The 18,787-nt window shown below is 38.2% G+C and carries 14 protein-coding genes and 1 pseudogene; all 15 read right to left on the bottom strand.

Annotation, left to right across the window (positions count from 1 at the left end; all coding sequences use genetic code 11):
• Positions 1–435: 435 nt before the first annotated feature.
• The gene (locus F0475_RS09850) at positions 436–948 is read right to left on the bottom strand and encodes a hypothetical protein (RefSeq protein WP_155716495.1); all 513 of its coding nucleotides are present in this window, start codon (positions 946–948) and stop codon (positions 436–438) included.
• Positions 945–2,915, bottom strand: a complete 1,971-nt coding sequence (locus tag F0475_RS09845; protein WP_155716494.1) for an NAD(+) synthase — start codon at positions 2,913–2,915, stop codon at positions 945–947. Before F0475_RS09845 ends, F0475_RS09850 begins: the two co-directional genes overlap by 4 nt.
• A gap of 15 nt (positions 2,916–2,930) precedes the next feature.
• The gene (locus tag F0475_RS09840) at positions 2,931–4,151 is read right to left on the bottom strand and encodes a DUF2027 domain-containing protein (RefSeq protein WP_155716493.1); all 1,221 of its coding nucleotides are present in this window, start codon (positions 4,149–4,151) and stop codon (positions 2,931–2,933) included.
• Between the two features lie 132 nt (positions 4,152–4,283).
• Positions 4,284–5,555 carry an S-adenosylmethionine:tRNA ribosyltransferase-isomerase gene (locus F0475_RS09835; protein WP_155716492.1) on the bottom strand — a complete coding sequence of 424 codons (1,272 nt, stop codon included), beginning with the start codon at positions 5,553–5,555 and terminating at the stop codon, positions 4,284–4,286.
• 10 nt (positions 5,556–5,565) lie between these two features.
• Positions 5,566–6,261, bottom strand: a complete 696-nt coding sequence (locus tag F0475_RS09830) for a phosphatase PAP2 family protein (protein WP_155716491.1) — start codon at positions 6,259–6,261, stop codon at positions 5,566–5,568.
• 36 nt (positions 6,262–6,297) lie between these two features.
• Entirely contained in the window at positions 6,298–8,862 is a 2,565-nt protein-coding gene (locus F0475_RS09825) for a BatD family protein (RefSeq protein WP_199879807.1), read from the bottom strand.
• 11 nt (positions 8,863–8,873) lie between these two features.
• On the bottom strand, positions 8,874–9,566 hold the full coding sequence (locus tag F0475_RS09820) for a tetratricopeptide repeat protein (protein ID WP_009434213.1): 693 nt from the start codon (positions 9,564–9,566) through the stop codon (positions 8,874–8,876).
• Positions 9,567–9,574: 8 nt separating this feature from the next.
• Positions 9,575–10,570 carry a VWA domain-containing protein gene (locus F0475_RS09815; RefSeq protein ID WP_009434153.1) on the bottom strand — a complete coding sequence of 332 codons (996 nt, stop codon included), beginning with the start codon at positions 10,568–10,570 and terminating at the stop codon, positions 9,575–9,577.
• 55 nt (positions 10,571–10,625) lie between these two features.
• Positions 10,626–11,582, bottom strand: coding sequence for a vWA domain-containing protein (locus F0475_RS09810; protein WP_155716490.1), 957 nt, complete (start codon positions 11,580–11,582; stop codon positions 10,626–10,628).
• Between the two features lie 17 nt (positions 11,583–11,599).
• Positions 11,600–12,631, bottom strand: a complete 1,032-nt coding sequence (locus F0475_RS09805) for a DUF4381 family protein (protein ID WP_155716489.1) — start codon at positions 12,629–12,631, stop codon at positions 11,600–11,602.
• Complete coding sequence (locus tag F0475_RS09800) at positions 12,628–13,500, bottom strand: DUF58 domain-containing protein (RefSeq protein WP_004383664.1); 873 nt, start codon at positions 13,498–13,500, stop codon at positions 12,628–12,630. The genes F0475_RS09805 and F0475_RS09800 overlap by 4 nt, the downstream gene beginning before the upstream one ends.
• A gap of 57 nt (positions 13,501–13,557) precedes the next feature.
• Positions 13,558–14,553 (bottom strand): AAA family ATPase, encoded by a 996-nt coding sequence (locus tag F0475_RS09795; protein WP_155716488.1) that lies wholly within the window; start codon positions 14,551–14,553, stop codon positions 13,558–13,560.
• Positions 14,554–14,927: 374 nt separating this feature from the next.
• Positions 14,928–16,592 (bottom strand): AMP-binding protein, encoded by a 1,665-nt coding sequence (locus F0475_RS09790; RefSeq protein WP_155716487.1) that lies wholly within the window; start codon positions 16,590–16,592, stop codon positions 14,928–14,930.
• A 438-nt stretch (positions 16,593–17,030) separates the two neighbouring features.
• Positions 17,031–17,795 (bottom strand): SGNH/GDSL hydrolase family protein, encoded by a 765-nt coding sequence (locus tag F0475_RS09785; protein WP_234422996.1) that lies wholly within the window; start codon positions 17,793–17,795, stop codon positions 17,031–17,033.
• A 67-nt stretch (positions 17,796–17,862) separates the two neighbouring features.
• A pseudogene (locus F0475_RS09780) lies at positions 17,863–18,669 on the bottom strand (bile acid:sodium symporter); the annotation flags it as partial.
• Positions 18,670–18,787 lie beyond the last annotated feature (118 nt).

Genomic DNA, 18,787 nt, shown 5'->3' with positions numbered 1-18,787 from the left:
CTTAATGTAATATGTAATTTGTAATTTTGTAATCGGAGGAAAGTAGCAAAGAAGTTATATTACTGATTATCAATCAAAACAGAAATATTATTCTCACTCTCACTATTGTAAAAAGTTAGGTCTTAACGTCTTATACAAGAAATAAAATGATGTTTTTAGCCTATCTATTCACCATAAAAGGCGCATCTGCATCGTATAGATATGGCATCAAAGAAGCTTAGAGAGAACCTCTATGCGAAAAAAAATAAATAATGAGCGTATTGTTATTAGCCTATGCGATAACTGCTAATCATTTTGTAAAATACTGATTAATAACGCATTATAATCAAAATAACATTTTATAACACTCACTTTTCTTGCAATCTTAGAAATTAAAACTTATCTTTATATCGTCAAAATGAAAAACAAGAGAAGAAAGTAGAAAACAAGTCGTTATCAGTTATGAAGCTCTAAGACGTACATATCTGCCCACACCGTCACGTCTGCTATCACAGAGCTGCCCTCACGCTGAAAACGAAGAACATTAGTCGCAGGCTTCACATGCTGCAGCTGGTAGCCATGCGCCCGAAGACCAGACGCCAATGTATGATAATATCCCTTGTCCCAAAAGACGATTTGCAACGCTCCTCCCCTATCGTCAATGACAGCAAGGCTTGAATTATCCTTCTTTGCAAAGAGCCTGTAGAAAGGTTGTTTTGATTGGTCGAAGTCAGCATTAGGACCGACGTGCCACCCCCACAACTGACGTGTGTCATCAGCTACTAACTCTGTCGGAATTCGTCTGAGTCCATACTTACTGAAAAGATAAGGTGCAACCGCCCGCTTCCCTTTCTGCACCTGATATTGCAATAATTCAAGCACAGGCAATGGAAGTAAAGGAAGATTCCCCTGCGCAGGTGTGCACAGAGGAATCAGTAGGAAAATAAGTTGAAAGATTATTCGCTTCATGACAGTCCTTCCAACTCGTTTAGCCAGTTGGTTGACATTGCATCAGAAGGCATTCTCCAGTCGCCACGTGGCGAAAGGCTCACGCTGCCCACCTTTGGTCCGTCTGGCAAGCATGAACGTTTGAATTGCTGAGAGAAGAACCTACGGAAGAAGATGCGCATCCAATGAAGAATGACGCTGTCGGGGTAAACACCACGAAAGGCATTCTGCGCCATCCAATAGATTTTTGAAGGGCGGAAACCGCAGCGAAGAACATAATAGAGGAAGAAATCGTGAAGCTCGTAAGGACCAACAAGGTCTTCTGTCTTCTGTGCAATTTCTCCCTTATCATCAGCAGGTTTTAGCTCTGGTGAGATTGGAGTTTCCACGATGTCTATCAATGTCTTACGTACATTTTCATCCTTAGTTGTGTCAGCAGCATAACGCACAAGATATTGCGTCAGCGTCTTTGGCACACCTGCATTCACGGCATACATACTCATGTGGTCGCCATTATAGGTGCACCATCCCAAGGCAAGTTCGCTAAGGTCGCCCGTACCAATGACAAGTCCGTTCATCTGATTGCTTAAATCCATCAAAATCTGCGTACGCTCACGAGCCTGTGCGTTCTCATAAGTAGAATCGTGCACCTCTGGGTCATGACCAATATCCTTAAAATGCTGTAAAACAGAGGCTTTAATATCAATCTCACGAATCGTGATACCGAGATGTTCCATCAGTGCCATTGCATTCTTATAGGTTCTGCCCGTTGTTCCGAACCCTGGCATGGTAACGCCTACAATTCCCTTACGGTCAAGCCCAAGCTTATCAAAAGTCTTGACAACAACAAGGAGGGCAAGGGTGGAATCAAGTCCACCACTGATACCGATAATTGCTGATTTGCAATTAGTATGTACCAATCTTTTTGCCAATCCACTCACCTGAATATTATAGATTTCATCGCAAGATTCCTGCATATTCTCTGTCTTAGGAATAAAAGGATGCTGGTCGAACTCGCGTGTCAGCGTAAACTCACGCATAGGCTTGAGCGGTGGCAAGCAATCTACGTGCAAGGCGAGTTCATCAATCTGACCAGTAACACCAGCTAATCCTGACGCAACAGGACGCTGCGCGTTGACAAAGGTACTATTGGTACGACGTTCGCTACGTAAATTTTCAATATCAATTTCAGATATAACTAACTGTGGGTCAATCTGAAAACGCTCTGACTGCTTAACAAGTGAGCCATTCTCAAAAATCAATGCATTTCCGCCAAAGACAACATCCTGCGTACTCTCACCAAAGCCACTACTACTATAAACGTATCCGCTGATAGTGCGTGCGCTTTGCTGGGCAAGCAGTGACTTCAAGTAAGTGTGCTTTCCGATGAGTTCGTCGCTGGTAGAAAGGTTGAAGATAATCTCTGCACCTGCCAAGGCAAGATGATTGCTCGGTGGTGTTGGTGCCCATACATCCTCACATATTTCTATGGCAAAGGTAGCCCCCTCAGATGTGCGGAAAATCTGCAACTCTGGTGTCACGCGAATATTATTCCCTGCAAAGCGAATGTGCTGTGGACGCAAGTCTTGTGAAGATGCAAACCATCGTTTCTCATAGAACTCGCTGTAGTTAGGCAGGAAGGTCTTTGCTACGATGCCTAAGAGTTTTCCTTGTTGAATGACCAATGCGCAATTAAGGAGCAATGCTCCCACAGCTACAGGCGCACCGACAATGACGGTGATATCTAATTGGCGAGTAAATTCGAGCAGGTCGATGACAGCCTGCTCAGTATCGTCAAGAAGAAGTTGCTGCTGGAAAAGGTCCTGACAAGTGTAACCCGTTATTGAAAGCTCTGGGAAGACAATAATCTCTACGCCCTGCCCTTCAGCAATAGCAATCTGCTTTTCTGTTTCTATAAGGTTGAACTTTGTATCTGCAACCTTCACTGCAGGAATAGCTGCAGCCACCTTTATAAGTCCGTGTTTCATATTGAATGAAAAAAATTATTTAATTGTTACCTGAGTAGCTCCGTAGCCGTATTCACGGAAAGAAGCATCTTGGTAAGAATAATGTTTGTATTTATAATTAAGTTCATGAATGATAGCATGACGCAATACGCCTTCGCCCTTTCCGTGGATAAAAATGAGTTTCTTACCACGATGAGCCTTGTATTGGTCGAGCGTACGACGGAAGACATCTAATTGATATTCAAGAATATCTGCCGCAGTCATACCCGCTGTCGTCTCGAGCAATTCATCAGCATGAAGGTCTATGATAATTTTGTCATCGCTAAGAATCTGTTTAGCAGGTTTCTTACGCTCAAACTTATAACGCTTGGCAAGTTCCTCCGTCTTCTTATCAATCTCTTCTTCTGACAGACGGCTTGGGGAAGAATATCCCACCTTTAGCTTCTCAGTAGCTTCGTCCTCTGCCTTTCTTGTCAAAGGTTCCAACATCGGGTGCTGAGCAGGCTTATCCTTCTCAATCAACGTGTATATCAATGCTGGCTGCTCAAAGAAAACACTCTCGTGGAAAGTATTGAGCTTATAGAACTTCACGGCATCAATCTTCACCTGAAGGTCACAAGTAGGCTTGAGTGCGAAAGGCTTATCCTTTTTATAGCTGTGAAGTTGGACACATCCTTGTAGCATATCGTTGAGGTCGGCAAGTGTGAAGTCCTCTATCAGCAACTTCATATTTGGTTCCAATTCGCCAACAGCCTTCAATACCCACTTATCTTCCTGCTTTAAAGAGTAGGAGAAATGAACATAATAATTTGAATCGTTGACAAGATAAGACTTGAAGTGCGTAGTCGTGAGGTTCTTTATATCGGTAGGTGTGAAAGCAAGATATATAGACAACTCATCACCACCAACACGTTCTCTCACTGGAGCTTCAAAATTAACAGAAGGGTCGTCATGCGGTTCTATGTCTGCATCAACATCACGCCAATTATCCCCTACTTCCTCTTCTTCAGCACCTGTAGCGGTCAGACGTTGCTTGATACTGCGAGTATCCTCGCCTTTCTCCATCTTACGTTGCTGCTGGTCGATACGCAGTTTTGCACGGTCAGTAGCGGCATCTTCAACAACAACAACCTCACTGGCTACTGTTGGAATCTGAAAACCATCTTCGTCTTCAACCAAAACAATTTTACCTTTGAAACCTGCAATGACTCCACCACCAGTAGAGCTTAAAAATCTAACTTTATCACCTATTTTCATTTTTTTTCTTCTTAATGTTTATAAAGAATACAACCAATATCTTATCAATTAGCTGCATTTCCTCCCTCTTTTAAATACCAAGTCTACTTATAATAAATAAGTTTTATAAATCCTCACGCTGAGGGAATAATACTATGGTATCAATAATGAAGAATCTCCATAGCTAAGGAAACGGAAGTCATGGCTGAGGGCATAGTCATAAACCTTACGCCAATCGCCCTTTAAGAAAGCACTCACTAAGAGCAACAACGTTGATTGTGGTTGATGGAAATTGGTAACGAGCGCTTTGACAATCTTATAGGTATAGCCAGGAGCAATGATAATCTGTGTACTTGAATGTAACACATTTAATCCGTCTTTATTCAAATAGGCAAGCAAATGACGGATTGAATCCTCTGCAGTTATCGCCTTGCCATTCACAATGACCAATCCTTCTTCATTATGTGGTAAGTCATATGGCTCCCATTGATTGACATGAAGGTCTTTCTCTGCCGTTTCTGGAGACAATACCAACTTAACACCCATATAATAAAGGCTTTCCAGTGTTCTAACACTTGTTGTTCCTACAGCAACAGCGTGACATTTATGCTTTAGAAGTTTCTCTAAGGTCTGACGACGAACAACAACAAACTCCGTGTGCATATTATGCCCCTCAATCTCCTGACTCTTCACAGGTTTGAAAGTTCCGGCTCCCACATGAAGTGTAAGTTCCTCACGATCAACACCATGTTCATCCAAGGCTTTCAGCACTTTATCGGTAAAGTGAAGTCCAGCTGTAGGCGCTGCCACTGAACCTTTAATCTTTGAATATACGGTTTGATAAGTTTCTTTATCACTTTCCTCTGTAGCACGGTTAAGATATGGAGGAATAGGTAATTCACCTACGGCTTCAAGAATCTCAGCAAATGATATGTTTGTATTATCCCACTCAAATTGAATCCAGTGATTAGTTCCACCAGCTTGCTCTTGAACCTTACTGCGGTCCATTGTCGCTGTAAGTGTCAGCTTATGCCCTTTGATTTCAAATGCACGCTTTAATGCACCTTCCTTCCACTTCTTAAGGTTGCCAACCATACAAAGCCATGCACACTCATGATTTGTTTGAAACATCAATTCATAATCTGTTGGCTGTGCTGGTTCCATAAGAAACACCTCTATGAGTGCTCCAGTCTCCTTGCGGAAGTGCATACGTGCCTGAATGACTTTCGTATTATTGAAAACCATCAACGCACCCTTAGGCAAATATTCAGGAAGATTATAAAAAATGTCCTCCGATACATCACCATGCTTATAAAGCAACAGCTTACTATGGTCGCGCTCTGTCAACGGAAATTTGGCGATGCGCTCATCAGGGAGGGGATAGTTGTAATCAGAAATGCTAATATGTTTTGTATCTTCAGACATAATATGGTTTTTATATTAATAATAAAGCACGAAATACCGTATATATAAATGTTAAGACAAGTACAGTTAAGACAAGATCTATATCTGCAAAGCTATAACCTGTACGGGTGTACCGTGTGGAAATATAATGAAGTTTATCACTGAATCGAATGTAAATGCGAAGATATAAAAAATAAATGAGAATGGCAATTGTAGTCCCAAAAATTGCACCAACAAATATATCTGAAGGATAATGTACGCCTAAATATGGACGAGTTAATGATACGATTATAGCCCACAAGAACATGAAACAAGAAAAAATCTTATCACGTACTAATAAACAAAAGAATACAGCTATTAGAAAAGCATTTGCCGTATGGGAAGAGAAAAAGCTATATCCGCTTGCATAATAACCATTTGCTGATTGAACGATTCCTTGTAATTCAGGACTATTTAAAGGGCGTGGGCGTGCAATAAGGGGTTTTACAATGCCAAGATTCACACCATCAACAATCAATAATCCTATTCCTATGGTACCGACAATAAGCATTATCTTCCACCAATTTTCATTATTTTTTATAACTAAATAAAGTAAAGCTCCATACAACAATATCCACGTATAGGCAGAAGTCAAAGTCACGACTAGGTTGTCTAGAAACAAATTATTGCTTCCATTCAGAGTAAGTAGTACGCACTTATCAATTGTATGTAAGGCTTCAAAACTCATACAAAATTAATGACTAATAAACTTATATATAACTTATTAAATTGCTTCAATACAAGAGGTTTGTACCCAACCTTGTCGTCCATCATTAAGTTGAACACCTGTCCATTTACTCAAACCTTGATCAGTAATCTTTACTTTAGACCCTTCATGAAGAATGAATATCTCTTTAGACTTTTGATCAGGTGTTTCTCTTACTACAGCTGATGGTAACATTATGATACCATGATTACTTGCATCTAACAAACATACTTGTTGGATGGCAAAAAATGTGGTAAGAATAAATAGGACAAAAAATAAAGGGAGTGTTCCTCTTGACAATTTCTGTAAAAGTTCTCTCTCTACAAAAATATATACCACCAAAGATAATAAAGCTAGAAATAGAGAAACAAGGCTCAAATAAGCCCAACAATCTACACTCAAAAGATTTACAAGAGCCTTATACCAAGTAACGAAAAACATTTCTGATTCTGGCGTTAACTTATCAATTGTTTTTGATTGAGCCAACTGAAGATTAAAACGAATGTCATCATCACTAGGAGCCAAACGTTGGGCACGTTCATAAGCTAGTACAGCATGAGGTATATTATCGAGACGATAATAACAATTCCCTAAATTATAGTATAAAGCCGCAGACTCGCCTTGCTCCAATAACTTTTCATATCCCTTTACAGCTTGTGCATAGTTTCCCTTTTGATATAATTTGTCAACATCTGACTTAGTTTGAGAGAAAGCATGGATAGGGAGAGCTAATAAAGCTATCATCAAAAAGGAAAGAACATTAGTATTCTTAGACTTCTGAACCTTTACTTTTTTGATTGCTTCTTCCATATCTGAAATGGCTTTCATTGCTACATCAAATGTCTTTTGCATATTCCCTTTCTCATTTCCAGGAGCATAACGTTCATACTCGCATTCATCAATAGCCATAATGAACTTGTCAATAACCTCCATTGGTACATTGATAGCCATTAATTGTTCACTAATATTATCACGTGACAATTGTTCGACTGGGAGATTTAATTTATCACTAACATAACCCCAAAGTGCTTGTAAGATCTCATCATAGAACTCTATATTTCTCCCTTTCATCTTTAATAGATTAGCTGAATGCAAGCGAGAAGTAGCTATCCTACTTGCATTTTTACCTCGCTTCAAAACCATATCAACACGATGAGCGAAACGATCTCTATATTTATAAGCTAAAATAGATCCACTAACAAGTAGTAACAAAAGAATAATATAATATGGAATAGAACCAAAGAAGAAATGACCTACCTTATCCAATGCACTATCCCCAACCTTCAAAGGTAAAATATCTTCATTAGGTAAATCTACTGATAAAATATCTTTAGAACTACCATCACCTCGCATAACCTTCAATTCCATCGGAGAAGTCTGAAGGGTAACATACTTATGCTGAACCAAATCATAATAAACAAATTTAACTGGAGGAATGGAAACTACTCCTTCTTGTTGAGGAACAATAACTTGGTCATAAATTATATTTCCTTCAACTCCATTTTCTGTTAATTGTGTCTTGTCGGTAATCTTCACATCGTATTTTTCAAACCCCTTAGGTATCTGAATAATAGGTTGTTTTATCAATTTCAGATTACCAGCTCCACTTACTACAACACGAATAGAAACAGGATCACCAGCTTTGACTTCTTTCTTATTTAATTGTCCTGAAAGGTTAAAATGACCAACACCTCCAGAGAAATCAGAAGGGGGAGTTGGTAATGGTAAAACTTTTATCGACAAGCCAGATGCAAGAATATCTTTCTTTATATTCGTGATACCATCATCGATACCAAAAGCTTCAAATGGATTAAAGTTATTACTCTCTTGAACTAAGCCATGGAAAGTTAAGGCAGGTACTTTTAAAGTTCCTGTCATCTGTGGGTACATGACATACTTACTCCATGTAACACAGTTATAAACTCGATTACCTACACGCTCTTTATGGAAAGTCTTTTGTTGTGGCAAATTAACTTCTTGGACGTGGAAACCCGTTAAATCAGGCATTTTACCAATTAACTGACGCAGATTCTTTGTTGTATAAACTTTATAAGTTAAAAGGACTGGTTCTTGTTCGTAAACTGTTGTTTTATTTGCAGAAACCTTAATGAATAAATCTTTAGAGCTAATATGTGAGGAGGAAGAACGTGGATCATCTTGAACGTCATTGTAACTTCCCTTTGAAGAAGCATAAGCTCCCTTTGCATTACCAGATGCATTAATTCTTACAGGCGTAGATGCAATCTCTTGACCATTAACTACAATCTTCGCTGGTCCTATCCCGAGGTTACCCTTTTTTGTAGCCACAAAGACATACGCAAACGTGACTGTAGAGGAACTACTAGCATGACCATTAATAAACTGATAATTAGACTGAGAGGATGTTGCAGGTCCATATACTTTCTCAAGTCCATTAGATAATCTACCTAACTGAAATCTACGAACATCCTGAGTATATACTGTATATTCAACTTGGAACTCCTCTCCCACTGATACATGCTTAGGAGCTACGACACGAACATATTGTGCCTTCATTCCAAGCGTACATAAAAGTATGAAAAGTAAAAATATATATCGTTTCATATTTCTAATAGTTACCAATTTTTATCAAGTTTTTTATCTGAAGGTTGTTGCATTGCCTTTGCCAGCCTCTTTTGAGTCTCTTTTTCCTGTTGCATAGCCGCATTCAATAATTGTTCAGCATTACTCTTGCTCATATCATTATTATTGTTTTGAGGCTTTTGCTGAGAATTATCCTTCTTCTTCTGTTTATTATCTTTGTTCGATTGATTCTTATTTTGTTTGTTTTTATTCTGATTATTTTTAGACCCACCAGAGTTCTTCTTATTATTCTGTTTCTTCTGCTGACGTTGACATAACTCGAAGTTATAACGTGCATTATTATGAGAAGGGTTATCACGCATTGCCTTCTTATAATAATCAATAGCCTTACTATAGTTTTTCTCTCCTTGATAAATAGTACCAAGATTATTATAGCTACTAGCCTGGCGAATAGGATCTGTTTCTAATTTAGCCGCTTTCTCGTAAATCTTTTTTGCTTCTGCATTCTTATGTTGCGCCTGTAAACATCTAGCTAAATTATAATTGCCAATAGCATTATTAGGTTCCTTATCGATAGCCTTACGATAAAAGACCTCAGCTTGTGCATAGTTCTTTGAGGAAAAGTTCTTATTTCCTTTCCTAATTAACTGATTACTCGTTTGAGCATTAAGCGTAACAAACGATATCATCAAAAGACATACTATAAAATAAAGCCGCTTAAACATATACTTATTTAATACTTTCTCTTTCTTTCTAGAATAAAGACATCAATGATGAGTGATAAGACGGCAAGTAGTGCAAACGCCTGGAATTGCTCATCATAATCACTATATACAACATTATTTATCTCTCCCTTTTGAAGTTTTCCAAGTTCTCTCTCCAGAAGGGCATCAGCAACACTACTATTATCTACGTGTATATATACTCCGTGCCCTGCATCTGCTATTTTCTTACACATTTCTTCATTGAGATGTGTCTTAACAATATTACCATTGGCATCTCTCAAGTCCTCACCATTAGGCATTGGAATAGTAGTTCCTTGTGTAGAACCTATACCAAGTATAAACACCTTAATACCCTTTTCTTGCGCTTGTTTTGCCATAGCTTCTGCACCTCCCTCATTATCTTCACCATCTGTAATGACGACAATCGCTTTACCTGTTTGAGTATTAGGTGTAAAACTGTGCATAGCTAAGTTAATCGCTTTACCTATGTCTGTTCCTTGTGTTCCAATTAATGAAGGATTTATATTATCCAAGAACATCTTTGCCGAAACATAATCACTCGTTATTGGTAGTTGAACAAAAGCGTCACCCGCAAAGACAATTAAACCTAGTTTGTTCTTCGTAAACTTATTCATGAGTCCCTCAACCATAAGTTTACTCTTATCTAAACGTGAAGGTACAACATCTGTAGCCAACATAGAGTTACTAATATCAAGCGCCATAATAACTTCGATGCCCTCTCTACTTGTATTATTTGCAATCTTATTACCAATCTGTGGACGAGCTACTATCAATATAAGCAATGTCAATATTAGTTCTGCCAAAACAAACTTTATCAACTTCCTTCTTGGACTTGCCATAGGAGATAATTGATGCATTAACTTTAGCGAACCAAATCGTTTAAGTCTACGTTTACTTTGGCGAAGAGAATATAGATAAATCATTGCTAATAGAGGTATCAGCAATAACAACCATAAATATGTAGGATTATCAAATCTAAACATTCTTCATTTATCACATTAAATAAGTTATTCACCTTATTATATATAGGCAAATCACTTATGGTAATCTTCTAAAAACCGTCAGACGTAATAGTAAATCTAAACAGAAGAGGAACAATGCCAGCCATGCAAAGGGCATATAAGCCTCATGCAAATGACTATAAGCTTTTACTCTCAATTTCGTCTTCTCTAATTTATCAATATCTTGATAAATCTTGGAAAGTTCAGCTTGGCTTTGCGCTCTATAAAACTCTCCATTTGTTGATACAGCTATATTTTGTAATGTCTTATAGTCTATTGCTCCTAAATCTCCTTCTGACTCCTTACCCAAACCTATAGTATAGATTCTTATACCATACTTCTTAGCAATAGACGCAGCTGTCATTGGAGAGATAGAACCGACATTATTACTACCATCAGTCAACAGAATGATAACCTTACTCTTTGCTTTCGAGTCTTTTAGCCGACTAACCGAATTAGCAAGTCCCATCCCAATAGCTGTTCCATCCTGTATTAATCCTTTCACTACTAAATCTGTACGTACATTATGAAGAAGATTTAATAAAGCGGCATGGTCAACTGTCATTGGACATTGTGTGAAAGCCTCTCCTGCAAATATTGTCAGACCGATGTTATCATTAGGGCGTCCACTAATAAAATCTGAAGCCACTTCCTTTGCTACTTCTATACGATTAGGGAACACATCTTCTGTCAACATACTTGCTGAAATATCCATCGTCAACATGATATCAATTCCTTCAGCATCCTTATTATCCCAGGAGTTATACGTTTGTGGGCGTGCTAACACAATGACCACCAAAGTATAAACTAGACAACGCAGAAACATTGGAAGATGGATCATCCGAATCCTCCAACTCTTTGAGATATGTTGATAAGCGAATGTATCGCTCATCTTTATGGTTGGTTCCTTACCTTTACCACAAAGGAAATACCATAATAAATAAGGTATTAACAAGATAAGTAAAAGAAGGTATCCACTATTGGCAAATTCCATTTCTACATCAATTTACATTATACTAGAAGTCCTATAATCTCTGACACGAAATATATGAACAGAGCCACAGAACAAACTAATAATAATATGATAGCCAACTTGATAATTTTACGAGTACGCTGACTCCTTGTCTCCTCAGTCTTGTCAACTATTGGAACAATATCATCTTTCTTTGTTGTTTCTATGAAACGTACTACATTATCGAAATAGTAGTTCTTATCATTTTCACCCGTTTGGTATTTAGCAAACTTTACGAGATCTACTGTATTGAAAATTTCTTCTAACTCTTTAAGATCTGTCTCCTTACATTCATCATGTAGTTTATCCAAGATTTCAGAAGAGGTCATCTCTAAGGCATTAAACTTATAACGCTTAGAAATATATCTTCTCAAGACATCAGTTACATGAGTATAATAGGTCTTTTGATCTGAATAAGACTTTATTTGTGAACGAATCTCCTCCAACTCATTTAGTGCTTGTTCATAAGAAGACAATACACGCTCCTTCTTACTAACCTTACGTCTACTTAATGACTTATAGAGATAATAAGCAAGCCCTAAAAGTATGAGAATCAACAATCCAATTAGAATGACGGGAAGCCACTCGGCGAAAGTAAGGCTAACCTGCTGAATATCATCAGGTGGCATTGGTGTATTCTTGACCGTATCAACAGGAATAGAACGGACATCAAAGCTAAGGGCTTTCGTCAAACTCGTCTTACCATTAATAACAACCTTCTGTGCAGGAATGGTATAATGCTTTGCATTCCATGCCGTCAACACATAGGTACGTTTATTCAACTGATGATTAAAAGAATCCGTAACACTACGATTCACCTTTAGCACTTCCACGTCTTGTGCATACTCTTTCGGTACAATCTGTTTAGGAAAGGAAACCTTTGTACCACGGGGAACATCTACGACAATACTATAACTAGTTCTTCCACCTATTAATATATGGGTAGAATCAATACTAGCTTTAACATTTATCTGTGCATAGCTGATACCAACTATAGACAATAACGCTATTATCACCAAAAACCTTTTCATCGTCTTCTCTTTAAAAATAACGTTATCAACATCTTGACATAATCGTCATTAGTAGCTATAGCCACACTATCAACGTGACTTTGCGTTAAAGTATCATGCAATCGTTGTTCACGCTCTTCCCAATAGGTATTGTGGGCCTTTCGAACACGAATATCATGTGTATCAACATACATCTCATGTCCTGTCTCTGCATCAATAACTTTCAGCAAGCCGACATCAGGCATTACCTTTGCACGTGGGTCATATACTTGAATGGCAACAACGTCATGTTTTCTATTTGTAATACGTAATTCCTGACTAAAATCCTTCCTTGTATAGAAATCGCTAATAACAAAAGCTGTACAACGACGTTTGACAACCTTATTAAGATATTCCAGTCCTACTCCAACATCTGTCTTCTTACTATTTGGCGTAAATGTCAACATCTCTCTAATTAAATAAAGAATATGTTTCCTACCCTTCTTGGGTGGGATATACTTCTCAACGTGATCAGAAAAGAAGATAACACCAATCTTATCATTGTTTTGAATAGCCGAGAATGCTAATGTAGCAGCTATCTCCGTCACACATTCACGTTTAAGTTGTCCAGCGGTACCGAAATCTAAAGAACCACTCACATCTATCACCAACATTACAGTCAGTTCGCGTTCTTCTTCAAAGACTTTTACGTAAGGACGATGAAAGCGACCCGTAACATTCCAATCAATATCACGAACATCATCGCCATACTGATACTCGCGTACTTCAGAAAACGCCATACCTCTACCCTTAAAGACAGAATGATATTGACCAGCAAATATATTCTGGCTCAAGCCTAGAGCTTTAATCTCTATTTTACGTACTTTCTTTAGTAACTCAGTTGTATCCATATACAATGATGAAAACTATCTTTTCTTACAATACACTTAACAATGAAACGAGAATCATTAAGGTACTTGCACCTTGTTAATTATCTCACTAACGATTGTCTCTGTAGTTAAGTTAGCAGCTTCTGCCTCGTATGATAAACCAATTCTGTGACGAAGAACATCATGTGCGACAGCACGTACATCTTCTGGTACTACATAGCCACGGTGCTTGATAAAGGCGTATGCACGGCTAGCTCTGGCAAGATTGATACTTGCACGTGGACTACCACCAAAGGTTATCATCTCTTTCAAGTCAGCTAACTGATAACGTTCAGGATATCTTGTAGCAAAGACGATATCAGTAATATACTGCATAATCTTGTCATCCAAGTAAACATCCTCAACAACCTTTCTTGCTTCAAGGATTTCTTTAGTACCAATAACAGGGCGAATTACAGGAGCATTGCCTTGTAGATTCATTCGAACAACAAGTTTCTCTTCATCTAATGTTGGATAATCAAGAACAACCTTCAACATGAATCGATCCACCTGTGCTTCTGGTAACATATAAGTACCCTCTTGCTCTATTGGATTCTGTGTTGCCATGACAAGGAAAGGATCAGGCAAGGTGAATGTAGACTCACCAATGGTAACTTGATGTTCTTGCATTGCTTCCAATAGTGCACTTTGAACCTTTGCAGGCGCACGATTAATCTCATCAGCAAGTATAAAGTTAGAGAAGATAGGTCCTTTCTTTACGTGGAAGGTTTCGTCCTTTTGCGAATAGATTTGTGTACCAATAACATCAGCAGGCAACAAATCTGGAGTGAACTGAATACGACTATAACGCACATCAATGAGCTGTGATAGCGTCTTGATAGCAAGTGTCTTTGCTAGACCAGGGACACCCTCTAATAGGATGTGACCATCACTAAGTAAAGATATAAGTAACGAATCAATTAGATGCTTTTGTCCAACTATTATTTGATTCATTCCTGTCGTAAGGTCTGTCACAAAAGAACTCTGCCGTTCGATTCTCTCATTTAACTCTCTAATATCAATAGATTCCACCATTATCTCACAATTTATATTGTACTCTTATGTATCATTCAACGAGTCACAAAAGTACAACATAAAAGCGGATAGGGCGAATATTTGTATCTAAATTATATTAAATAAAAACTTAGTGTTGGTTTTTAAAGACTTTTTTAATTGAAATAGGTTAACGTCTATGTTTTCATCCTTAAATAAAGGTAATTAGCGAAGTGATTCTACGTAAATTTAAATAGGTAAGAAATACATATAAAGGCAAATATCCTCGTCTATTCAATGAATCAATGATTCTACAAATAGGTAGGGATATTTGCCCTTATTTATATGATTGACACACTCCTACTCTAAGGCTTATGTCATTAGCACCTTAGGTGCTATAAATATTTAAACTTATCTTATTCAGTATAGAGATAACGTTTAATAGACTTCTTCGGGGTTTTCTCAAACTCTTCTTCTTGAACACGAATCTCTGCCACCTTACAATAAGCTGGTACGATGGTATTCAACTGTGTGCGGTTTTCTTCCATTATATTCTTGATATCCTCCGCATTGAGTCCAAGACTCTGTGCTTCGTCATAGTCTGGATAAACCAAAGCTATGAGTTTCTCACCCTTCTGAATAACCAAACATTCACTTACTAGTGCCAAGGAGTTCAACTTATCCTCAATCTCTTCAGGATAGATATTCTGTCCGTTACTACCGAGCAGCAAGTTCTTGGAACGTCCCTTTATAAATACATTACCATCCTCATCCATTAATCCGAGGTCTCCTGTGTGGAACCAACCCTCCTTATCAATGGTACGTGCAGTATCTTCCTCATTCTTATAATAACCCAACAGAACATTAGGTCCCTTTGTAAGAATCTCACCAGCTACATTAGTAGGATCAGGACTATCTATGCGCACCTCTTGATGAAGTGCAGCCTGCCCGCACGATCCTTTTGCAAAGGTATGCCAATCACGATAGCAAATGATTGGTCCACATTCTGTAGCTCCATAGCCAACAGTATAAGGAAACTCTATCATGCGTAAGAAGTTCTCGATCTCTCCATTAAGTGCAGCTCCACCGATGATGATTTCATACAAATTACCACCGAATGCTTGATAAACCTGCTCACGTATCTTTGCACGAACTTTCTTGTTTATAACAGGCATGTTCAGTAGCAAACGCATCTTGTTGTTCTGAATCTTAGGGAAGACTTTCTTGCGGATAATCTTTTCAATCACAAGGGGCACAGCTATCATAATGATAGGCTTTACCTCTTGTAATGCTTGAGAGATTATAGCTGGCGATGGTATACGTGTAAGGTAATATACATGGACACCTGAAAGGAACTCATAAATGAACTCAAAGGACATGCCGTACATGTGTGCCATTGGGAGTATGCTAATAACATTACTTCCAGGTTTGACAACATCTCCAAGTACATGTTTAGCAAAGTCTGCATTACTCCACAAGGAACGATAAGGAAGCATTACTCCTTTCGAGCGACCAGTAGTACCACTTGTGTAGTTAATTAACGCCAATTCATCGGGGCTTTGCTCATGATAGTAATGTACATGCTCTGGTCGGAAATACTTTGGGTAACGGCGTCCAAACTCCTCATTCAGATGTTCGCGAGCATAGGTTAGTTTCTCCGTACGACTCACTACTAAGGAGTAATCTGGAATATAAATAATACCTTCCAACTTCGGCATCTTTGTAGCATCAATCTGGGTTACAACAACGTCGCCAACAAATAAAAGTTTTGCATCCGAATGGTTTACAATATTATGTATTTGTTCGGGCATAAACTCATGCAAGATGGGTACAGCTACTGCACCATAGGTCAACACGGCTAAGAAAGAAGCCGCCCAAGCCGAGGAGTTGCGTCCACATAAAGCTATCTTATCGCCTTTCTGTACACCACTCGCTTCAAACATGATATGTAGCTTTTCAATCTTTCTGGCAACATCATGATACTGAAGGGTCTTACCCTTGTAATCTGTAAGAGCATCCATGTCCCAATACTTAATGATACTCTCTTCTACTAGTTCATTAAAACTCGAAATCTGTTCCATTGCACATTACTTCAATATGTGCGCAAAGGTACATACTTATTGGCACATTACAAAATAAAATGTGCATAAATAAAGGTTAGCTATCGGGGATTATGTAACGGGACTACGATTCCAACGCTGTTGTAAGTCAATCGTACTTCAAGTTAAACGACAATCGTACTTTAAGTTAAACAACGATTGTACTTTAAGTTAAACGTCAATCGTACTTTAAGTTAGAGAATAATTCGTTTATTTAATTCCCACTGATTTAAGAGAAATCATAAGTTAAATAAAGAATATATAATATTGATATACAATAGTATATAGCATTTTAAATAGATAATTACTATAAGTCTATTTCAAGTGTTACTTTAAATAGGTGGAAACAAAAAATAAAGGGACTCTAAGGAGTCCCTTTGTTTATTATTGATAAAATAAGTTTTATGTTATGAGAACTTATTAGCGTCTGCCATGATAACTCATACCATGCTTCTCATCGTGACGAAAGGTTGTCGTGAAGTCTGGTTTATCCATCTCTATAGGATTCGCATTAAGTTCTGGTTCCCCCATCCATTCTACTATCTTGTCTACCCAGTGTGCTGCACCTTGCCGAGTAGGATGAATACCATCTATACGAGCGGCAACAATAGAACTGCTATCAAAGAAACGTTCAGCACCAGTGCGCTCACGAATTACATTTACAATGTTTCTATTCTTTATCTTACGCCATGATAATGGTCCAACCCATACGTAAGGGATATTGCCAACACAATCTAAGATAGTTTGGATAGCCTCTGAACGTCTAGTAAAGTCATAATAGCCCAAATCATTTGTTCCAAGACTTATGATTACATAGGTTGGACGGAACTTCTCAATTTGGTATTGAAGGTCTTGTGTATTAGCCCAATTACGTGTGGTACTACCATACCATACAACTGAGTGAAATTCAAAGCCATTCTTTACTGCGTAATCATTAAAACGAGCACCTAACCCATCGACCATTGAATCACCAATTAGCAAAACAACTTGATTGCGAGAATTAGCAATATGCATTGTTGACTGAACGGAAGAAACGGGCTTCGCTTCTAAAGACATTTCACTCACGTCTTCTATTGGTTTCTGGCTTATAGACTGGCTGGGCATTTCATCAGGTTGAATATCCATCCTGGTTCGCATTGCCTGATCAATGTTTGTGTTGTCTACGATACCTTTCTGTGCTTTCATAACTTGCACGGAAAGTAAACAAATAAATGCTATTAAATACTTAATACTTTTCACAACAAAATATATTTTAATTAGTGCGTTTCTTTGACTTTGAGTAATGCCAAATTTCAACGCTATTAATAATGTTCTGCCAAAGGATATAACATCCTGGTCCTACTGTAGAGAGCGGATTAAGATAAGTGTTGGCTATCCAAATGGCAAAGGTTGTATTCTTCTGACCTAAAGCTTGTCCAGAATTGACTGCATTATGGAAGAAGGCTCCTATTGATTTCCCTGCTATAAATTGTAACAAACATAGTACCAAACTAGAAATAGCTATGAGTAAGAGGAAAGAAACACTTACATTAGCATGGACAATATTCTTAACGGTTGTTCCAGAAACAATCAGTAAGGACGCACACCAGAGATAATAACTTAGATCATTCACATTAATAATCCATCTATAGAGGGGGCGTAACAAGTGCCAGTGCTTTGTAATATATGCCAATAGCATCGGTACGATTAGCACTAAACTCACTTTATTAAGAATGAGCAAGAAGGCTCCAGTAAAAGTAAAGCCCATGTTCGTTTCTATCAAAGGGAAACAAATTGGAATAAGAATAGCGCAAATGAAATTTGAAATGAAAGTGTAAGTAACCATCTCTGTCAAGTCACCTCCAATTTTCTGTGTAACGACGGCAGCAGCTGAGGCGCAAGGTCCTATAATACAGGTGAGTATAGCTTCTAAAAGAATTAAAGCTTTACCCGTAGCGTGGAAGTACAATATCCATCCAACTATGACAATTACGCTAACTATTTGGAAGAGTCCTACCCACAAGTGCCACTTCACGGGAAGTAGTTTATGGTAATCAACCTTACAGAAGGTAACTCTAAGTTTGCAGCAAGAAACTTAAACAGGGTATAATCCCCTTTAGGAAGCAAGGTTGATTCATTACCTTTGTTGTCAAAAGGAAGAACCAGCCTACAGGATAGGGAAACTATAGAAGGACTAG

Source organism: Prevotella vespertina (assembly GCF_009728485.1).
GTDB lineage: Bacteria > Bacteroidota > Bacteroidia > Bacteroidales > Bacteroidaceae > Prevotella > Prevotella vespertina.
This window is presented reverse-complemented; position numbering and strand designations above follow the sequence as displayed.